Here is a 17,309-nt window from a genome sequence, read left to right on the forward strand (position 1 = left end):
GCCTGTGAGCGACAACCAGCCTGATACGCCGGCCTTCAAGTACATCGACCTGTTCGCCGGCATCGGCGGGTTCCACGCTGTGCTCGACGCTATGGGCGGCGAGTGCGTGTATGCCGTCGAGATCGACCCCGCAGCCCAGCGCGTCTACGAGGCCAACTGGGGTAGGAAGCCGCTAGGTAGCAACGCCAAGGGTGACATAACGATCGACACGCAGAGCGCGAGTGAGGTAGTCGTTCCTGAGCACGACGTCCTGGTCGCAGGCTTCCCTTGCCAGCCGTTCTCCAAGTCCGGCGCGCAGCGCGGCATGGACGAGACGCGGGGCACTCTGTTCTTCGACATCCTCCGGATAATCGAAGACCGCAAGCCCGCGGTTGTGCTGCTTGAGAACGTCAGGAACCTTGCTGGCCCCCGCCACACCCACGAGTGGAAGATCATCATCGACAAGCTCCGGGAGCGGGGATATCGAGTGAGCAGGACCGCCGCGATCCTCTCTCCGGTGAACGTCGCACCCGAGCGCGGCGGGCACCCGCAGACGCGTGATCGAGTGTTCATCGCTGCCACGCGTGTCCAGCCGGAGCGGCCGACGTCGGTCGCAATCGATGCGATCGCGAACCGCGAGGTCGTCCTGCCCGACCCGGAGGACGAGGTTGAGCCGATCTCATTGGCGGAGTTCAAGATGACCCGTGAGTGGGATCTCATGAAGGACCTTCCCCTCAACGGGGACCTCGAAGGTGGACCGAGCGTGTCACCGGAGGAATGGAAGTGGATCGAGCATTGGGACTCCTTCGTCAAGAAGGCCCGCGAGATGCTCGTCCACGAGGCTGATGCCGAGGGGCGCCCGGCGAAGGAACTGCCAGGCTTCCCGATCTGGGCCAACGTGTGGACCGCCGATGTGACCCAGCGTGCTGAGGAGCTCCGAAGCGCTGCCGGGATGGCCTGGAAGGTCAGCCACCTTACGAACAACTACAGGCTCTACGACCGGCTGCGGGCCTATGACAAGGAGTGGACCGCGACGTGGCTCGGCACCACGAGAAGTTTCCCGGAGTCACGGCAGAAGCTCGAGTGGCAAGCTCAGTGGGAGACCTCTATCAAGAACTGCGTGATCTCGATGCGTCCGTCCGGACTGCGGGTCAAGCGACTGACGCACCTTCCGGCCCTCGTGGCGATCTCGCAGACACCAATCATCGGACCTCTCGAGCGGCGGCTCACCATCGAGGAAGGGGCGCTGTTGCAGGGGTTGCCGAGCGAGTTCTCGTGGGCCGGCCAGAAGGAGTCGGCGACATGGAAGCAGCTGGGCAACGGGGTGAACAGCGGGATCGTCGCCCAGGCGTTGGCTGCACAGATCGAGCGGGACGCTTGGCTGCTTGAACTCGACGAGCGTGGACAGCTCGTGGTCGACGCAGTGCGCAAGACAATGGCCGATACAGGCGGTGATCTTCGGGAGAAGGTCCGTGAGGTCGTGCTCCGAGGCCAGGAGAAGGCGCGGTCGAAAGTTGAGTCGTACACCTGATGTCTGACGGCCAGCCGCGGGCTCATCGTGTGGCCTCCGACCGGCAGGTAACTACTACGCGGATGGTTCCCCAGCGTGTTTCGACTCACCCGGGCTCATCGTCCATGGGTGTCTCTACACGGATGTCACGGGCACGGCGGCGCGACACCGCACCAGAGGTCGCCCTGCGGCGAGAACTCCACGCTCGAGGACTGCGTTATCGTGTGGCCTACCCGGTCCCTGGGCAGAGGCGGAGAACAATCGACATCGCCTTCACCAGGGTGAAGGTCGCCGTCTTCGTCGACGGATGCTTCTGGCACGGATGCCCCGAGCACGGCACAAAGCCGCGCTCGAACTCCGCATGGTGGCAGGAGAAGTTCGCCGCCAACGCTGCTCGCGACGCCGACACAGATCGCGCGCTCGCAGAACTCGGATGGCAGGTCCTTCGAGTTTGGGAGCACGACTCGGACCGGAGAGCGGCTGACCTAGTCGAGAAATGTGTCCGCAGGCGGTCCGTGCCCGTGGCGTCTCTCGAGTAAATTCCCACCGATTAGCCGTGCTCGCGAAGGTCGCGCACACAGTCGTCCTTCTGGGACCGCCGGGAGCCACACGTTGTCGGCGTCGACCTCGACTGGCACGAGCCGGTCGGCCAGCACAGCTGCAGGTACCACTCTGGCCATCTCGGTCACTGTACCCATGGCGGTCAGGTAAGCGAGGATGGCAAAGAGCCAGGTATAGGGCGCTTCTGAAATCTGCCTGGCACCAGCCCAGGCGCTACAGTGCGGGCATGGCGAGAGCAGCTGTGGGTACCGGGACGCGTGAACCCGAGCGTCCTTTGATGTCTGCCATCTCTGATGCCTTAGCGATCGACCATTTCACCTGTGCGAAAGGGTCGAGTGTCGAGCGACCGTTCCTCGAGGCGGTCGCTTACGGTTTGGGCTTTGATGGGAGTCGACGAGAGTTTCGCAGCAAGGGCTTGCTGCTGGCCGCGATCATCGAGACAACGACAGGTAGATGGCCTGAGGAAACGGACCTCGATGGCGGGACGGTTACCAACGAGGCACTGCGGGCCATTCTCGACGGGATCGTGGCCAACGACCTGGCGCGAGTCTCGTTAACGGACGGCCCGGCGGCCGTGCGCGTCACTGCAGCCCTCTTTGAAGAAGATGGCGACCCTGCCGTGTTCGACCCACTGGAACTGTCCGACGAGCGCAAGCGATCGCTGCGCATGGTTGTGGTTCGTGGGGAGCAGGCTTCCTTTAGGAACCACGTCCTTGCCGCCTACGAAGGAAGGTGCGCTGTCACCGGTTGCGACGTGCCCGAGGCGCTCGAGGCAGCACACATCCGTCCCTACAGCGGACTGAGGTCCAGTGCCGTGGCAAATGGTCTCCTGCTGCGAGCTGACGTGCACAGGCTTTGGGACAAGGGTCTTATGGCCGTGCATGACTCGATCCGGGTAGTTCTTCTTTCACCGAGTCTCCAGGGCACCGAGTATGAGCGAGAGATCAGTGGCAGGAAGATCCGGCTCCCCTCTGACCCGGCACTTTGGCCTGCGAAGGCCGCGCTTGCCCAGCAGCGAGCGTGGGCCGGACTCTGAGGCCTGTGAGTGCAAGTGGTCTGGTCCTGGGGCGACCCGGATCATGAGACGCTCGATCTGCCAGCAGCGCTGCCCAACAGATTCTGGCCGCTACGATCCGGCGGAGAGCGAAACGAAGCGGAGTCAGGTGGTCCGATTCACCCGTCACGCCCAGGGTGGACCTAACAGTGCAGAGGCTCTGGCCTATTCGCGGTCCGTGTGCTAGGTATCGGCTAAGTATGGTGTTACGACATCTCATGGTGACGAGGGGACGGACTCGGTGACCGCACAGCCGCGCACTGACATTCCCACGGTGATCGTGGAGTGCGGCTGCGAGCACTGCGTTCAATACGCGGACCGTAACGACCTCGGGCTCCCGTTACGAGCCGAGGTGAACGTCAAGATGGCCGCAGCGATTTGCGGCACTGCCAAAGGTCGGCACTCGATGGTGCAGAAGGCCTATCAGCCGCCGTTCCGCCGGATGGACCCCATGCAGGCAAAGTTCGGCCCCTGGGTCGCCTGACTCCACATGCTGGGAACTCTGGAGGTCGAGCTGGATCCGCGCGGTAACGTCGCGTCTCGGCGCAATGCCAGCATCTGATCTCGGAGTGGCACGCAGCAGGCACGCCCTGCCCCGCTAAACTGGAAACCGCAGATTTCCAACGATCCAACGCCTCCGAACCATATGATCAACATTTGGTTTTTCACGCGACGGTCATCCCCGTTGAGCCTGGTCTGGCATGGGCTGACGGGGTGCCCCGGGCGATTCGTGGCGTACTCGAGTGAAGTGCTCGGAATTACCGAACTGCTGGCACCCGCGTCGTGAACAGTGTGGCAGTGCCCGTCCTGCTGCCGGCGGGGCGTACGCACCTCACCCGCACCTTCACCCCGCGCACCAGCCAAACGACCAGAACGCCAGGGTTACGCTGCGCCGCGTGACACCAGACGACTACCGACCGAACACGGCAAGCACCACATTCGTGGCCGTGTACGAATTCGCGCCCACGCCATCGGATTACACCGATCTCCTCCGCAACATGCCCCAGCTGCGAATGCTCAAGACGCTCGCCTGGGTGATGCTCACCCTGCTCGCAGTTGCGGTCCTGATGGGCTTCTTCCTCGTGCGGGACGACGGCCAACCCGCCATCGACGCGACGACCCTCCTGCCCCTCACCTTGGTCGCCGCACTGGCCGCCCTTGTCGCCTTCGGCTACGTGCCCTTCGGTGGCCGGGCCGCCTGGCGCAAGCCGCTGAACCGCGAACCCGTACGTGCGATTCTGGACACCGAGGGCTTCCGTCACGAGGGGCCTAGTGGCAGCCAAGCATTCACGTGGAATGTGGCCACGCGTGCCCTGGAGGCGAACGAGGCGTACTACGTCTATGTGCCGAACGGACTGGCCTCACTCATCTACTGGCTGCCCAAGCGGGCAGTGCCTCTCGCTGACCAGGCAGCTGTCCGGGCTCACATCCAGGCTCACGTCCCGCGGTACCTGATTCGCTGAGCTAGAGCAGAACACTACGAGCCGTGGCCACGGGGCAACCGTCGCGGCACCCACCCCCGCCCAACCACCCCCACCAGCTGCGGCGGCACCGACTTCCGCGCCCACGCCCGGAACACCACATACATCACCACCACCAGCACCCACCGCAGCACCACCGCGACCGTGCTTGCGGCAGGGTTGTCGCAGAACGCCGTCGCCGAGCTGTCGTTGAGCGAGTGCACCACCATCACCAGCGCGATCCCGCCCAGCGCGCCCCACATGCCGCGGCGTCCGTACAGGTGCCACAGCCGCCACGCGATCGTCGCGGCGAGACCGGTCCACAGCCAGTGCAGGGGCGACACCGTGAACACCCGGAAGATCTGCTCCTGCACCACCGCGGCCGGCGTCGAATCCAGCGTTCCTGTGCCGCAGAAGTTCGGGCCGGACGCCGCCGCCGTCTCGTAGGCGTACTGCGTGGTCTCCGTGATCGCGAAGCCGAAGCCCGAGGCCAGGCCCAGCGCGATTCCCGCCCGCGGGTCGCGGTAGCGGCCCAGGACGAACAGCAGCAGCGGGACCAGCAGCTTGGTCCCCTCCTCGACGACGCCGACCCACGCCGTCGCCGTCGCGATCCCCGCGCCGTCGATGATCCAGGAGTTGATGTTCGCGGCGATCAGGACGACGGCGCCGCTGGTCCCGACCACGACCGACACGATGGTGAGCGGGCCGACGACGTCGTGCAGGGCGAGCTGGCGGCTCACGAAACCGTAGAAGGCCCAGCAGACGCCGGCCATGCCGAGCAGGCTCGCCAGACCCATCACGTGGACGTTTCCTGACGACTGGTACAGGAGCGATCCGGCCAGCAGGACGACGACGGCCGCCAGCAGCTGCCAGACCCACGAGCCCCAGAAGCGTCCGCGGAACCGACGGCCGCGCTCGGCGGGCGGACCGCCGTCGGCCGTCTGGCCGGTCCATGCCCGGCCGTCCCAGTAGCGCTGGCGCGCGACGTGGGAGGCGGGGTCCGGGAACCAGCCCGGGGCGGGGACGCCGTCCCGGGGCCGGCCCGCGATGAAGGCAACCGCCGTGCCGGCCAGGAAGAGGATCGCCCCGATCACGACGAGTGTCATGACTGGAGAGAATCAGCAGGAGTGCTGACGCGCCATCGGGAGCAGCACCTGCGGCGACCAAATGACGGTCCTACGAGACCCGGAACGGCGACGCCGTCTCCTCGTCGCCGCTGAGCGGCGCGGTGCGTATCGGACGCTCGTTCGTCGACGCGGCACGCTCCGAAAGCCGCGCTCGCAGCCCCACACGAAACCGTCGCGAGCCTCCGGGCCTCGTGAGCATCCCGGATGCCTCGTCGACCGTGAGCTCAGCCCGGCTCGCCAGCGCGAGGCCGGCGGCATACGGTCGCTCACCCATGGCAAGCAGCCGTTGAACATGCTCAAGGACGCTCAGCAGCACCGGGCGGTTCGCCTGCTCATGTCGAGCGATCAGCGCCAACAGCCGGTTGTTGTTCCAGTCGGTGTCGGACCGGTGCATGAGTGCCTCGAGGACGTCCGCAGGCACATCCGGCCTTGTCGCAAGCGCCTGCCACACGAACGGGTACGGGCAGCCGGCGAGCTCGCGCATCTCGTCGGGCGTCGTCGTCGGCGCGAGCGCACGGTCGCGGTACTGCCCGGGCTCACGCACCGGTAGCCACCTGTCGACAATCCGGGCAGGCCAGCGGCGAGCTCGGCCGAAAGTGCGTCCGGTACACGTCGTAGCGCTGCTCGTCGATGCCGCAGAGCGTGGTACTGCCGTCGGCGGCGTGCTCGACTTCGACTGTGGTGGTGATCGACGGCCACTGCAGACTGACGCCTGCGGGGACGGGGCCGTTCGCGGCGATCCAGGCCTCCAGCTGGGTGCGCCACCGGCGCGCGCCCTCGAGCTCCTGACTCGTGAGGGTTCTAATCTCGCCGGGTACGAGTGCCATCGCGTGCTCCACGGGCCTCATTGTGTCGGGCATTCGCCCGTGTCGGTGGCCGTCGCATCCGTGGTCGGCAGACCGCCGAATTCCCGTGCACTCCCCACCGCCCCCGACCTAGAGTCCCACCATGGCGAGATGCACCCGCGGGTACCGACCCCGCCCACTCAGGCGGGAGTTGTCCTGAGACGAGGTACCCATGGCGTTCCGACGCTTCTACCGCCGCACCTTCCTGAACCGCCGCGGCCACCACGCCGGCGCGTACGCGCTGGCCGACATCACCACCGAACCCGGATTCACCGACGACGCACAGGCCAAGCGTGTCAGCGCACGTCTGACCATCGCTGACTGCGGCCGCGTCGTCACGCTCGACCTCGACGCCGACACCCCGGCCGAGGCGCGCAACGCCCTGCACAAGGCCCGCCTGCTGCGCGACATCATCGACCAGTCCGTCGAGGCCCTCGAGCGTGCGGTGGAGGACGCCAGCTTCTCCAACACCCGCAAGGGGTGAACAACGCGCCCCGCCAGGAGCCCGCGCCGTCCCGCTCTTACGATCGAACCATCAGGAATCCGCGGCAACAGACCGCGGACGACGCTCGACGAGGAGCGATCATGTCTGATGACACCCACACCGAGACGGACCCCCTCACCCAGCTCAGGGAGATCACGGCGACCGGTCCCGACGACGCCGTCCTCGAGCGACTCCACGCAGCCGGGCTGGTCGAACTGGGGGAGGACCTGCCCGTCCGCGACGTCCTCTACGAGGCCGAACAGGACGGGACGAACCTCGCCGCCACCTTCGGCGAGGAGGGGGACGACGTCGCCGCGCTCGACGCCACGCCGATCGGGCGCCTCACCCCCCGGCAGTCCCGGCGGACCCTGCCGGGCGGGCGGGCGCTCGGCATGTACGTGCAGGACTGCCTCATCGCCACGGAGGCGGAACCGGCCTACCACCGGCTCCCGAGCTTCGCCTCGCACACGCCGTACCACATCGTCTACATGTTCAAGTTTCCGCCGAACGCGACCCACACCATCGAGGTGACCCTCCAGGTGTTCTCGGCGGGCACGGTGCGCATCACGGGCCTGAATAGCCCGGCCGCGCTCACCGTGGGGCAGAGCTCCATCGCCCTCAAGGTGCCTGTTGGCGTCAAGACGACGGATCAGGGGTTCGCGAGCGTGCTGATCCAGCGCAACGGTGAGGTCGGGTTCGACTGGTTCTCTGCGGCGGTCTTCTGACGGGCAGGGTGTATTGCGCGACGTCGTCGGACTGTTGCGCTGGAATTGGCGTGCGCCGAAGGAACGACGATCGACCTGTCCGGCGGCCCTCTGGCGGGGAGATCTTGTCCGCCGCTCGCTGACCCAGAACACCAACCGAAGGGACCTGTTGTGCCGATCAAGCACGAGGGCAAGATCCTCGACATCGACCCTGCCGCCGTCGAGCAGACGATCCTCGACAAGGGCGGGCAGAAGCTGGCCGACCCATCGGCCAGGGTCGTCCGGCTGATGAACGACTACGCCGCGAAGTGGCCCCTCTGGACCATCCCCTTCAGCCAACGCTCGGACTGGAGCCTCAGCGACGAGCTCACGTCCCGCCTGGAGGCGTGGGCGGCCGTCTTCAACGCCCACTACGACTTCATGACCGGCTGGCCGACGGCGGAGATGCGCGAGGCGCAACGGGCCGAGGGCGTCGAGCTGGCAGCGCTGCTCCAGGCCGAGCTCGGCGACGAGTGGCGGGTAGACCTCCACTTCTGGGAGGACGAGAGCGCGGCGTAGGCCGAATTCAGGTGGTGTCGCACACCGCACTCCGGCACCCTCGTCTGGCATGACCCGCGTACGCCCCACCTGGCCCGACCTGCCCGACCCGATCCGGACCGCGATCGAGGACCGCCTGGGCGCGAAGGTCACCTCCTGGGTCTCGCACGACGGCGGCTACTCGCCCGGCCTGGCCAGTGTGCTCACCACCGAGCGCGGCCCCGTCTTCGTCAAGACCGCTTCTCCCGACCAGACGGAGGCCCTGCGGCTGCACCGGAACGAGGCGGTCAAGGCCGCGGCGCTTCCCGCGACGCTCCCGTCGCCCCGCTTCCTGTGGTCGTTGGAGGTGCCCGACGACGGCGGCGTCGGCGGTGTGGAGGTCGACAGCTGGGCCGTCCTCGCCTTTGAACCCGTGCACGGGCGCGCGGTGCGCACCGACCCGTGGGACCTGGACGACGTCGACCTGCTGGCGCGCCTCGCCCTTCAGGTCGGCGAGCATCAGGCGCCCGACGGCGACGCGTTCCCCGACTACGCCAGAAAGCCGCGGTCCGAGGCGCAGGCCCTGGCGGACGAGCGTCCGCAGGGCCTGTCGACCTACGACCCCTGGTTCGCCGAGCACGTCGACCTGATCGCGCAGGTCGCGGCCCCGGAGCGGCAGGTCGAGGCGTTCACGGGCGACCGGCTGGTGCACGCCGATTTCCGCGCGGACAACGTGCTCGTTCTCGGGCCCGACGACCGGCCGCGCGGCGTCGTCGTGGACTGGCCGCACGCGGCGCGGGGCGCCGGGTTCATCGACCTCATCGGGATGTTGCCCGCCATGCATGCCCTCGGCGGGCCCGCGCCGCAGGAGGTGCTGGACCGGACGCCGCTCCCGGCAGGCACCGCGCCCGAGGCCGTCGCGACCCAGGTCGCGGTGCTGGCGGCCTACTTCGTGCGCAACTCGCTGCAGGAGCCGCCGCCCGGGATCCCGCACCTGCGCCAGTTCCAGCGGGTGCAGGGGGAGGCCAGCATCGCCTGGCTGCGGGAGCTGCTGCGGTAGGTCGTGGGCCGGTCCGGTTCGGGCCGCCGGGGGGAGTGTCAGTGGCTCCGCGTACGTTCCTCGCCATGGGTACATGGAGCACTGACATCCTGGGCAACGACGGCGCCCTGGACACGCTGGGGGCGCTCGCGGACCGCGAGCTCTCGTTCACCGACCTCGCCGACGAGCTGCAGGGCGACTACATCGAGAGCGACGCCGGCGCCGCCGTCCTCGCCCTCGTCGAGGTGGCGCTGGCCGCGCGCGGGCTGCGTGACCTGCCGCACACCGAGGCCGTGGAGGCGGCCCGCGACCTGCTCGACGACGAGCGCGCCGCGTGGCTCCTGGAGCAGACGGACCGGGTGCTCGGCGTCGGCTCGGAGGTCTACGAGCTGTGGCAGGAGGCCAGCGCCGAGTCGCTCGCCGAGTGGCTGGGCAAGGTCGAGCAGTCGGTCGAGGACCTGCGGCAGGCGCTGGGCTCGGCGGCGCCGGTCGGTGCCGTGGGTGGCGGTTCCGGTGACTGAACGACCCGGCCTTGCGGACGCGACGGCCGACGACGAGGGCGACCTCGGGCCCAAGCACACGGCCTTCGCCGCGCACTTTCGCGACCCGATCTACGACGACGAGGGCGACGACTTCGCACCCTTCGGCAACGACGAGGGGTGGGATCTGGTCGTCCTGACCGCGCGACGGGCCGACGAGCTGGACGGCAGTACGACCCTGGCGCAGATCGACCCCGAGTGGTTCGGCGACGAGGCGGAGGTCGCGGCCGGGCTCGACGAGGACGACGCCGACATGATCAACGTCGTCATCGGCGCGGGGTTCACGCTGCTGCGCCTGACCGGGCAGATCGACGACTTCGGCCGTGCGCTGGTGCTGCGCGCGCTGGACGCGCGAGACCGGGTCTACGGACCGCAGCCCCAGACGGAGCGGATGCGGGCGGACCTGCTGTCGTTCGGGTGAGCGGTCTCGGGCCCGTCACGGCCGCGCCGCCTCCCGCGGCAGCGTCCGCGCGATCAGCACCAGCCCCACGCACGCGACCAGCGCCACCACCGACGTGACGGCCCACGGCAGCGCCGGGTCCACGCTGAACGTCGCGGCGAAGACGCCCGGCGCCGCGATGTTCGCCAGCGCGAAGGAGTACTGGAACCACGAGAGGTAGGTACTGCGCTGCCCGGGCGGGGCGGCGTCGGCGGCGTAGGCGAGCGAGCGGGGGCCGTGCAGCAGCTCGGCGACCGAGTAGACGAGCACCGACAGGACGAGGCCCGGCACGATCAGCCACGCCGGGGCCAGGCCGAGCACCGCGGTGTACAGGCCCCAGACCGACCAGATGATCCCGGCCGTGACCATGACGGCGACACGCGACCGACGACGGGTGAGGCGCACCGCCGGCGCCTGCCCGAGGGCGCTGAGGATCGTGTTGATCGCCAGCAGCGGTCCGACGAGCGCGGCGGGCGCGGCCAGGCCGTCGACCACGTAGATCCCGAGGCCCGAACCGAGGACGGTGCTGCAGAACGCGAACAGCGCGGCGACGCCGATCAGCCCGAGGTACGGCAGCGTCGGCACACGGTGCGCCCGGATGGGGGCGGCGGCGTCGGCGCCCTGGGCCCGCCGGGCCGAACGGTCGGCCACGAGCAGCACCGCCGAGACCGCGAAGCAGGCCGCGTTGGTGCCGATGGCCAGCAGGTACGGCAGGTCGCCCGGGAGCAGGAGCAGGGCGCCCGCCGTCAGCGCGCCGAGGGCGTAGCCCGTGTTCTGCACCATGTTGGTGAACGCGAACCAGCGGTCCTTGTCCTCGGCGGGCCCGGAGTCGGACGCGTCGGCGATGACCGCGAACACGGACGACCAGAAGGTGCGCTGCCCGATCGCCGCGACGAGCGTGCAGGCGGCGACGGCGGGCAGGTCGCGGGCCACCAGCAGCCCGGCGAGCCCCACGGCCTGGAGCACCTGCGCGGCGATCAGGATGTTCCGCCCGCCCAGCCGGGGCACGAGCTGGCCGACGAGCGCGGGCACGACCAGCGCGACGGCGAAGGTCGCCGAGAGCGTGAGCCCGGCCTGGGCCAGGGGGATGTCGGCGACGCGGGTCAGGAACAGGAGCAGCAGCGGGCCGCTGATCCCGGTGCCGACGGAGTCGACCCCTAGCGCTACCGCGAGCGGGACGTGCCGGCGCAGCTCGGGCAGGTCGAACATGGTGCGGTTCTCCAGTCAGGTTCAGGGTTCAGTACGTGGTGCTGCGTGACGTGGTGCGGTGTGGGTCAGGCGGCCGGGTGGGGCAGCACCGCGCGTCGGTCCCGCCGCCGGATCGCCACCGCCGCCGTCGTCCCGACCAGGGCCGTGACCGACAGCACCCCCGCGATCGGCGCGGCGTCGTGCAAGCCGATCAGGCCCGCGACCGGGGCGATGAGCCCCGCCGCGGCGAAGGTGCCGAAGCCGTACAGGGAGGTCGCGGTGCCGGCCTGGGCCGACTGGTCGCGCAGGGCTCGCCCGGCGGCGCCCGCGAAGCAGCCGCCGCAGCCCGCGACGAAGAGCCACAGGCAGGCGAGCAGGCCGGGCAGGCCCGCGCCCGCGGCCTCCAGGGGGAGGATCGCGAGCGCCGCGACCGCCGTGAGGGCGGCGAACCCGATGAGGACGGGCGCGTCGGGCCGACGGCGCTGCAGGGCGGCGCTGGCCTGGACGCCGACCACGAGGCCGAGCGAGTTGGCCAGGAAGACCGCCGCGAACTCGCCGGCGGTCAGGCCGTGCACCCCCTGGAGCAGGAGCGGCGAGGCGGCGACGTAGGCGTAGACGCCCGCGTAGGTCATGGCGCCGAGCAGGGTCGCGGCGCCGAAGCCGCGGTCGCGGAGCACGGCGCGGAGGCGGGCGGGCAAGCCCCGGTCGGCGTGGGGCGCCGTTTCGCGGCGGTCGGCGACGTCGCTCCGGTCGGCGATGTCGCTCCGGTCGACCAGACCGCTGCGGTCCGTCATGCCGCCGCGGTCGGCTACGCCGCCCCGGTCGCCCGCCCCTCCCCGCCTCACCGAACCCGCATGCGTCTCCGGCACCACCACCGCCGTCATCACCAGCACCGCCGCCGAGAACGCCCCGAGCACCCCGAAGATCCCGCGCCAGCCCACCACCGGCAGCAGCGCCGCCCCGGCGACCGGCGCGAGCAGCGGGACCGTCGTCGTGATCAGCGTGATGCGGGAGATGAGCCGGACCAGTCCCGGCCCGTCGCTGACGTCGCGCGCGATGGCGAGCACGAGCACCGAGCTGCCGGCGGCCGCCACGCCCTGGGCCACCCGCAGCACCGCTAGCGCCTCCAGCGTCGGGGCCGCGGCGCACAGCAGCGTGACCAGCACGTGCAGGGCGGACGCGAGCAGCAGCGGCAGGCGGCGTCCGACCCGGTCGCTCCAGGCCCCGGTGACCAGGTTGCCGAGCGCGAGGCCCACGGTCATGCCGGCGAGCGTGAGCTGCACGGCGCCGTCGTCGGCGCCGAACTCGTCGCGCAGGGTGGGGAACGCCGGGAGGTAGAGGTCGATCGAGAGGGGGCCGAGCGTGGTGAGCAGGCCGAGCGCCACGACCAGCAGTCCCGTGCGCCGCACCGTCGTCGCGTTCGTCATGCTGCCCCCTGCACATCGTTGTACACCACCGTCAGCCGTTCGCCGGTGTCATGGTTGCCCACGGCACCCACACCGGTCAAGCCATTACGCTGGTGTCATGCAGCTGGAGGAGAACGGCTTCGACACGGTGGCGCCCCCGTCGGCCGGGCTCGTGCGCGACTTCGTGAACAGCTACGAGCCACAGGAGGACGCGGAAAGCCTCGGCACCGCGACGGCCCTGCGCGACTGGTTCGCCACCCGCGGCCTGGTCCCGGCGTCGGCCCGCATGACGGCGGACGACGTCGCCGCCGCCCACCGGATCCGCGAGGGGCTGCGCGTCGTGCTGCTCGGACATGCCGGGCACGACGCCGACGAGCACGACATCGACGGCACTGCCCGGAGCGGGCTCGACGCCGAGCTCGCGCGCCTCCCGCTGCGTGCCTCCTTCGACGCCGACGGCGGACTGCGGCTCACCGCCACGGGCACCGCCTTCGAGCAGGGGATCGCCGGGGTGCTCGACGCCGTCCGCCGCAGCGAGGCGGCCGGCGAGTGGGAGCGACTGAAGGTCTGCGCGCGCGACACGTGCCGGTGGGCGTTCTACGACGCCTCCCGCAACCACGCCCGGCGCTGGTGCTCCATGGCCGGCTGCGGCAACTACATCAAGATGCGCCGGCGGGCGGGGGAGCGCGCCCGCGCCTGACGGCGCTACCCCTGACGGCGCTACCCCCGACGGCAGTGCCCCTGACCAGGCGCGGAGTCTGCCAGGATGCCCCCGTGACCAGTTACTTCGCCCGGTACCAGGCCGGAGAGCACGACGACGTGTGGCGCGACCTGCGCGCCCTGGGACCGACGGCGTACGACGCGCCGCACCGCGAGGACGCGCAGGCCGTGGCCCGCGAGATGGGGGTCCGGGCGCGCCGGAACGTGGACCTGATCGTCGACCGGCTCCAGTCCGACGGCTTCGTCGCCGAGCGCAACGACGACGAGGCCACGCCCCGCCCGGCGCACTTCCCGCCGTCCGACGACGCGGCAAGCCTGGTCGACTGGCTGGAGGAGACGTTCGCGCCGTTCCCCATGACGGTCGCGGCCTGGATCCGCGAGGTCGGGGACGTGTGGCTCGTCGGCCCGCACCCGCGCTGGCCGCAGAGCGTGCTCGCCGACCCGCTCGTGGTCGAGTTCGAGCACAGTGTCCACGGCGGCGGCTCGCGCGACTACTACGCCGAGGAATGGCAGAACTGGCAGGACGACGCGGAGGACTACCCCGGCGAGGACGCTGAGCCGTTCCAGCTCGACTTCGCCCCCGACGCGCTGCACAAGGCGAACATCAGTGGCGACGGCCCGTACGGGATCCAGCTGCCGGGCGTCGGCGTCGACGGGCTGGTCGGCCCGACGCTCTGGTTCGTCGACGACCTCAACGACACGTTCGCGGCCGGCGGTTTCCCCGGCGCGCTGCACGAGGAGGGGTACGTGGACCCACCGGCCGGGCTGCGCGAGGGCCTGGCACGAGACCTGCTGCGGCTCTGACGTGCGCGGTCACGCGGAGAGGAGTCGCGCATGAGCGCCGGCGACGACGCCCCGCTGGGCTTCGTCCTGCACCCGGACGCTACGCGGGCGGTCCGAGTCCCGGGAGGGCAGGGTGAGCGCGACGCCCGGGTGATCGGCTACCTCCACGACCCCGCGGAGGCCGAGATCATCGAGCTCGCCGCCGACCGCTCCGTCGCCGTGCGCATGGCCGACGGCGAGCTGTACCCGCTGAACGGCTCCCGCGCGCAGCTCGACGAGTTCGTCGCCGCCTTCGCCGAGTACCTGGACACCGGTCCGCGCCCGACGCCGCCGACCGTGCTCAGCGCCGCGGAGGCCGCCGAGAAGCTCGCCCAGTTCCGGGCGGGCATGATCAAGCCTCGTCCCGCGCCGGTGCCCGAGCGGTCCCATCGCGACCGGGTGCGCCGGCTGCGCCGTCGGCTCGCGACGGCCGAGAAGGGCGCGCTGAAGCGGGGATCGTGGTGGCACACCCAGCTCGAACAGGCCCGGGACGATCTGATCTGAGCCGTCGCCCGAGACCCCCACCGCGGTCCGTCAGACCGCGGCGCGCATCAGCGCCGCGATCGCCAGCGAGCCGACCACGAGCCCGAGCGCCGCGACCAGCGTCACCAGCGCGGCAGAGATCGTCCACCGCACCGGCGGCAACGCTCGGGTGAGGAAGACGGCGACAGGCGCCAGCACCACCACGGAGGTCAGTACGCCAGGCATGAGGCTCCAGCAGACGATGCTCAGCAGCACGTGCCCGGCCGCGTTGACCAGCAGGGCGTAGCTGACGCACACGAGCACCGGCGCGCTCCATGTCGCCCGGGTGGTTACCGCGACAACGGCCAGGACCAGTGCCGCACCGGTGACTATCGCGAGCGCGACGGCGAACTGCCCCTGGTCCCCGTAGAGCGCAGCCCCAGGTAGCCAGGGACGGTCGGCCTGCCATCCCGGCAGGTCCCGGGCGAGCTCCTCCGCATTGTGCACGGCCAGCGCCATGGCGACCAGGCACCAGAACAGGCCGAGCCTGGCCCGGTCAGAAACGCCGGTACCAGCGGTCCGCGCGCTGCTCTCCTCAGTCACGGCACGACGGTAGCGGCACCGATACCGGGACGGCATCGGCATTGCCGCAGGTCAGAACAGCGCGTCCTGCTCCGTGCCCGGACTCGTCCCGGCGGGCGCGGCCACGGGGGAGGCGCTCGCGGTCGGCTGCGCGTCGGGGTCCGCCCGCCTCAGGTCCCAGCCCGCCAGCAGCCCGGTGTCGACGAGCAGCACCCCGTCCGACGTCATGCGGCCCGAAGCCGTGCGCCCAGCAGCCGTCCGCCCCGTCGTCGTCAGGTAGACATCCCGGCCGACCCGGCAGAGCACCTCGCCCGTCACCGTCACCCCGGGCCGCAGCGGGTCGAGCTGCCACATCGGCACCACGCCGTCGTCCGCCAGCCCGTAGACAACGGTGTGGTCGGCAGGTTCGGTCGGGTCCCAGGTCTGGCCGGGCGGCCAGTCCAGTGCGGCGGCCCGTCCGACGACGGCGGAGAGCTCCGCGGCGCGGGACGACGCAGCCCCCGGAGCCGCGCGGGCCGCCCGCTTGCGCGCGGTGTGCACCTGCTGCGGCAGGCCGAGCGCCGTGGTGAGCAGGGACTCGCACCGCCGCGCGGAGACCAGCGTGCCCGTCGAGAGGAACAGTGACGACAGCGCGCCCTGCTCCAGCAGCCGCGCCTGCCCGCGCTGGGCGGCGGTGATGCCGGCCTTGACCACGCTGCCGTGGTGCGCGAGGTACACGCGGAACTCCCGCGGGTCGTCGAGCCGGGTGTCCGTGGCGACGGACCGTGTGCGGGCGATCGCCGCGCAGGACTCGCACTGCCCCGACTTCGCCGTGGCATCGAGCAGGGCCCCGGCCACGCAGGGGACCCGGCGTCCCTCCCACCACAGCCCGAGGCACCGGCGGTCCACCCCGACGGTCAGCGCCAGGCGCGCGCCCACGGCCAGCGGACTCGTGCGCGTACCGCCCGCGGGGGTGAGCCACTCCAGCGCGGCCCCGTCGTCGGACCAGGTCAGCCCCGTGGGGCGCCAGGCGGTGCGTTCCTCGGACACGGCACGACTCTAGGGCGAGCCCGCGACGCCGAGCCAGTACGGCCGCCCCGGCACAAGATGGTGTCCTACGCGGAAGGACCGACGATGACGACGATCACCGTGCTGGGAGGCACCGGCACCATCGGCACCCAGGTGGTGCGGCTCCTGCGCGAGCGGGGCGACGACGTCCGGGTCGCGTCGCGCGCGAGCGGCGTCGACCTGGTCACGGGCCAGGGCCTGCGCGAGGCGCTCGACGGCGCCCAGGTCGTCGTCGACACCGCCAAGACCGGCTCGCTGGACCCCGCCCGCATCGACGAGTTCTTCGCGCGCGCCGGCGAGCACCTCACGCGGCACGAGCCCGAGGCGGGCGTGCAGCACCACGTCATGCTGTCCATCGTCGGGTCGGACCGAGCCCCCGGTGTCCCGTTCTACGTGGCCAAGGTGCGCCTCGAGGACGCCGTCCGCACAGGTGAGGTGCCCTCCACCATCCTGCACGCGACCCAGTTCTTCGAGTTCGCGCCCACCATCGCCCGGGCCTCGGCCGGCCCGGACGGCGGACCGGCGCGCCTCGCCCCGGTACTCGTCCAGCCGGTCGCCGGGGCGGACGTCGCCGCGGAGCTCGTCCGCCTCGTCGACGAGCCGTCGCCGACGCCGGACCTCGACCTCGCGGGTCCCGAGCGGTTCGAGCTCGACGTCTTCGTCCGCACCGCGCTGGCGCACCTGGGCGAGGGCGGCACCGTCGTCCGCGACCCTGACGCGACGTACTTCGGCGGCATCGTGGACCGGGGCGCGCTCCTGCCCGGCCCCGACGCCCGGATCGCCCCGACCGCGCTGCGCGACTGGCTGGGCACGGCCGCGCGCTGA

Annotated in this window: 22 protein-coding genes; 15 read left to right on the plus strand and 7 right to left on the minus strand. The window is 70.7% G+C overall.

What is annotated here, in order from left to right:
* Positions 1-4: 4 nt before the first annotated feature.
* The 5 genes from dcm to ACFU5G_RS03450 all read left to right on the plus strand — a co-directional run bounded on the left by dcm (position 5) and on the right by ACFU5G_RS03450 (position 4,567).
* Positions 5-1,510, plus strand: a complete 1,506-nt coding sequence (gene dcm / locus ACFU5G_RS03430; protein WP_377240801.1) for a DNA (cytosine-5-)-methyltransferase — start codon at positions 5-7, stop codon at positions 1,508-1,510.
* 122 nt (positions 1,511-1,632) lie between these two features.
* Entirely contained in the window at positions 1,633-2,028 is a 396-nt protein-coding gene (locus ACFU5G_RS03435; protein ID WP_377240803.1) for a very short patch repair endonuclease, read from the plus strand.
* A gap of 248 nt (positions 2,029-2,276) precedes the next feature.
* Positions 2,277-3,086: an HNH endonuclease gene (locus tag ACFU5G_RS03440; RefSeq protein WP_377240805.1), complete on the plus strand. Its 810-nt coding sequence runs from the start codon at positions 2,277-2,279 to the stop codon at positions 3,084-3,086.
* A 259-nt stretch (positions 3,087-3,345) separates the two neighbouring features.
* The gene (locus ACFU5G_RS03445; protein WP_377240806.1) at positions 3,346-3,588 is read left to right on the plus strand and encodes a hypothetical protein; all 243 of its coding nucleotides are present in this window, start codon (positions 3,346-3,348) and stop codon (positions 3,586-3,588) included.
* A 412-nt stretch (positions 3,589-4,000) separates the two neighbouring features.
* Complete coding sequence (locus tag ACFU5G_RS03450) at positions 4,001-4,567, plus strand: YcxB family protein (protein ID WP_377240808.1); 567 nt, start codon at positions 4,001-4,003, stop codon at positions 4,565-4,567.
* A 14-nt stretch (positions 4,568-4,581) separates the two neighbouring features.
* Here ACFU5G_RS03450 and ACFU5G_RS03455 read toward each other — a convergent pair whose 3' ends face one another.
* The 3 genes from ACFU5G_RS03455 to ACFU5G_RS03465 form a co-directional block, all read right to left on the minus strand.
* Complete coding sequence (locus ACFU5G_RS03455) at positions 4,582-5,670, minus strand: PrsW family glutamic-type intramembrane protease (RefSeq protein WP_377240810.1); 1,089 nt, start codon at positions 5,668-5,670, stop codon at positions 4,582-4,584.
* Positions 5,671-5,740: 70 nt separating this feature from the next.
* Positions 5,741-6,235 (minus strand): hypothetical protein, encoded by a 495-nt coding sequence (locus tag ACFU5G_RS03460; protein WP_377240812.1) that lies wholly within the window; start codon positions 6,233-6,235, stop codon positions 5,741-5,743.
* The gene (locus ACFU5G_RS03465) at positions 6,228-6,530 is read right to left on the minus strand and encodes a hypothetical protein (protein WP_377240814.1); all 303 of its coding nucleotides are present in this window, start codon (positions 6,528-6,530) and stop codon (positions 6,228-6,230) included. The genes ACFU5G_RS03460 and ACFU5G_RS03465 overlap by 8 nt, the downstream gene beginning before the upstream one ends.
* A gap of 178 nt (positions 6,531-6,708) precedes the next feature.
* Here ACFU5G_RS03465 and ACFU5G_RS03470 point away from each other — a divergent pair, with 178 nt between their 5' ends.
* The 6 genes from ACFU5G_RS03470 to ACFU5G_RS03495 all read left to right on the plus strand — a co-directional run bounded on the left by ACFU5G_RS03470 (position 6,709) and on the right by ACFU5G_RS03495 (position 10,239).
* The gene (locus ACFU5G_RS03470) at positions 6,709-7,020 is read left to right on the plus strand and encodes a hypothetical protein (protein ID WP_377240816.1); all 312 of its coding nucleotides are present in this window, start codon (positions 6,709-6,711) and stop codon (positions 7,018-7,020) included.
* Between the two features lie 101 nt (positions 7,021-7,121).
* Positions 7,122-7,745 (plus strand): hypothetical protein, encoded by a 624-nt coding sequence (locus ACFU5G_RS03475; protein WP_377240818.1) that lies wholly within the window; start codon positions 7,122-7,124, stop codon positions 7,743-7,745.
* A 150-nt stretch (positions 7,746-7,895) separates the two neighbouring features.
* Positions 7,896-8,282 carry a hypothetical protein gene (locus ACFU5G_RS03480; protein ID WP_377240819.1) on the plus strand — a complete coding sequence of 129 codons (387 nt, stop codon included), beginning with the start codon at positions 7,896-7,898 and terminating at the stop codon, positions 8,280-8,282.
* A 49-nt stretch (positions 8,283-8,331) separates the two neighbouring features.
* Positions 8,332-9,300, plus strand: coding sequence for a phosphotransferase (locus tag ACFU5G_RS03485; protein ID WP_377240821.1), 969 nt, complete (start codon positions 8,332-8,334; stop codon positions 9,298-9,300).
* Positions 9,301-9,365: 65 nt separating this feature from the next.
* Positions 9,366-9,800: a DUF4259 domain-containing protein gene (locus ACFU5G_RS03490; protein WP_377240823.1), complete on the plus strand. Its 435-nt coding sequence runs from the start codon at positions 9,366-9,368 to the stop codon at positions 9,798-9,800.
* Entirely contained in the window at positions 9,793-10,239 is a 447-nt protein-coding gene (locus ACFU5G_RS03495; protein WP_377240825.1) for a hypothetical protein, read from the plus strand. The genes ACFU5G_RS03490 and ACFU5G_RS03495 overlap by 8 nt, the downstream gene beginning before the upstream one ends.
* A gap of 15 nt (positions 10,240-10,254) precedes the next feature.
* Here the strand turns inward: ACFU5G_RS03495 and ACFU5G_RS03500 are convergent, their stop codons facing one another.
* A complete protein-coding gene (locus ACFU5G_RS03500) occupies positions 10,255-11,466 on the minus strand; it encodes an MFS transporter (RefSeq protein WP_377240827.1) in 1,212 nt (403 codons plus the stop codon).
* A 65-nt stretch (positions 11,467-11,531) separates the two neighbouring features.
* Positions 11,532-12,872 (minus strand): MFS transporter, encoded by a 1,341-nt coding sequence (locus ACFU5G_RS03505; protein WP_377240829.1) that lies wholly within the window; start codon positions 12,870-12,872, stop codon positions 11,532-11,534.
* A gap of 97 nt (positions 12,873-12,969) precedes the next feature.
* On the opposite strand from ACFU5G_RS03505, the gene ACFU5G_RS03510 reads away from it, so the two are divergent.
* From ACFU5G_RS03510 to ACFU5G_RS03520, 3 genes are all read left to right on the plus strand, one after another.
* Positions 12,970-13,551, plus strand: a complete 582-nt coding sequence (locus ACFU5G_RS03510) for a CGNR zinc finger domain-containing protein (protein ID WP_377240830.1) — start codon at positions 12,970-12,972, stop codon at positions 13,549-13,551.
* 74 nt (positions 13,552-13,625) lie between these two features.
* Positions 13,626-14,375 carry a hypothetical protein gene (locus ACFU5G_RS03515; RefSeq protein WP_377240832.1) on the plus strand — a complete coding sequence of 250 codons (750 nt, stop codon included), beginning with the start codon at positions 13,626-13,628 and terminating at the stop codon, positions 14,373-14,375.
* Between the two features lie 30 nt (positions 14,376-14,405).
* The gene (locus ACFU5G_RS03520; protein ID WP_377240834.1) at positions 14,406-14,897 is read left to right on the plus strand and encodes a hypothetical protein; all 492 of its coding nucleotides are present in this window, start codon (positions 14,406-14,408) and stop codon (positions 14,895-14,897) included.
* 30 nt (positions 14,898-14,927) lie between these two features.
* Here the strand turns inward: ACFU5G_RS03520 and ACFU5G_RS03525 are convergent, their stop codons facing one another.
* Positions 14,928-15,458 carry an HXXEE domain-containing protein gene (locus tag ACFU5G_RS03525; RefSeq protein WP_377240835.1) on the minus strand — a complete coding sequence of 177 codons (531 nt, stop codon included), beginning with the start codon at positions 15,456-15,458 and terminating at the stop codon, positions 14,928-14,930.
* 51 nt (positions 15,459-15,509) lie between these two features.
* Entirely contained in the window at positions 15,510-16,466 is a 957-nt protein-coding gene (locus tag ACFU5G_RS03530; RefSeq protein ID WP_377240837.1) for a DUF2797 domain-containing protein, read from the minus strand.
* Between the two features lie 84 nt (positions 16,467-16,550).
* Here ACFU5G_RS03530 and ACFU5G_RS03535 point away from each other — a divergent pair, with 84 nt between their 5' ends.
* Complete coding sequence (locus tag ACFU5G_RS03535) at positions 16,551-17,309, plus strand: SDR family oxidoreductase (protein WP_377240839.1); 759 nt, start codon at positions 16,551-16,553, stop codon at positions 17,307-17,309.

Origin of the sequence: Promicromonospora sp. NPDC057488 (assembly GCF_042802395.1) — a bacterium.
In the GTDB taxonomy this organism is placed as follows: Bacteria; Actinomycetota; Actinomycetes; order Actinomycetales; family Cellulomonadaceae; genus Promicromonospora.

Bases quoted from the DNA above. Each gene is read 5' to 3' on its own strand.
- ACFU5G_RS03435 (WP_377240803.1), top strand. From the start codon at position 1,633: ATGTCACGGGCACGGCGGCGCGACACCGCACCAGAGGTCGCCCTGCGG.
- ACFU5G_RS03440 (WP_377240805.1), top strand. From the start codon at position 2,277: ATGGCGAGAGCAGCTGTGGGTACCGGGACGCGTGAACCCGAGCGTCCT.
- ACFU5G_RS03455 (WP_377240810.1), bottom strand. From the start codon at position 5,670: ATGACACTCGTCGTGATCGGGGCGATCCTCTTCCTGGCCGGCACGGCG.
- ACFU5G_RS03470 (WP_377240816.1), top strand. From the start codon at position 6,709: ATGGCGTTCCGACGCTTCTACCGCCGCACCTTCCTGAACCGCCGCGGC.
- ACFU5G_RS03475 (WP_377240818.1), top strand. From the start codon at position 7,122: ATGTCTGATGACACCCACACCGAGACGGACCCCCTCACCCAGCTCAGG.
- ACFU5G_RS03485 (WP_377240821.1), top strand. From the start codon at position 8,332: ATGACCCGCGTACGCCCCACCTGGCCCGACCTGCCCGACCCGATCCGG.
- ACFU5G_RS03490 (WP_377240823.1), top strand. From the start codon at position 9,366: ATGGGTACATGGAGCACTGACATCCTGGGCAACGACGGCGCCCTGGAC.
- ACFU5G_RS03500 (WP_377240827.1), bottom strand. From the start codon at position 11,466: ATGTTCGACCTGCCCGAGCTGCGCCGGCACGTCCCGCTCGCGGTAGCG.
- ACFU5G_RS03505 (WP_377240829.1), bottom strand. From the start codon at position 12,872: ATGACGAACGCGACGACGGTGCGGCGCACGGGACTGCTGGTCGTGGCG.
- ACFU5G_RS03510 (WP_377240830.1), top strand. From the start codon at position 12,970: ATGCAGCTGGAGGAGAACGGCTTCGACACGGTGGCGCCCCCGTCGGCC.
- ACFU5G_RS03520 (WP_377240834.1), top strand. From the start codon at position 14,406: ATGAGCGCCGGCGACGACGCCCCGCTGGGCTTCGTCCTGCACCCGGAC.
- ACFU5G_RS03535 (WP_377240839.1), top strand. From the start codon at position 16,551: ATGACGACGATCACCGTGCTGGGAGGCACCGGCACCATCGGCACCCAG.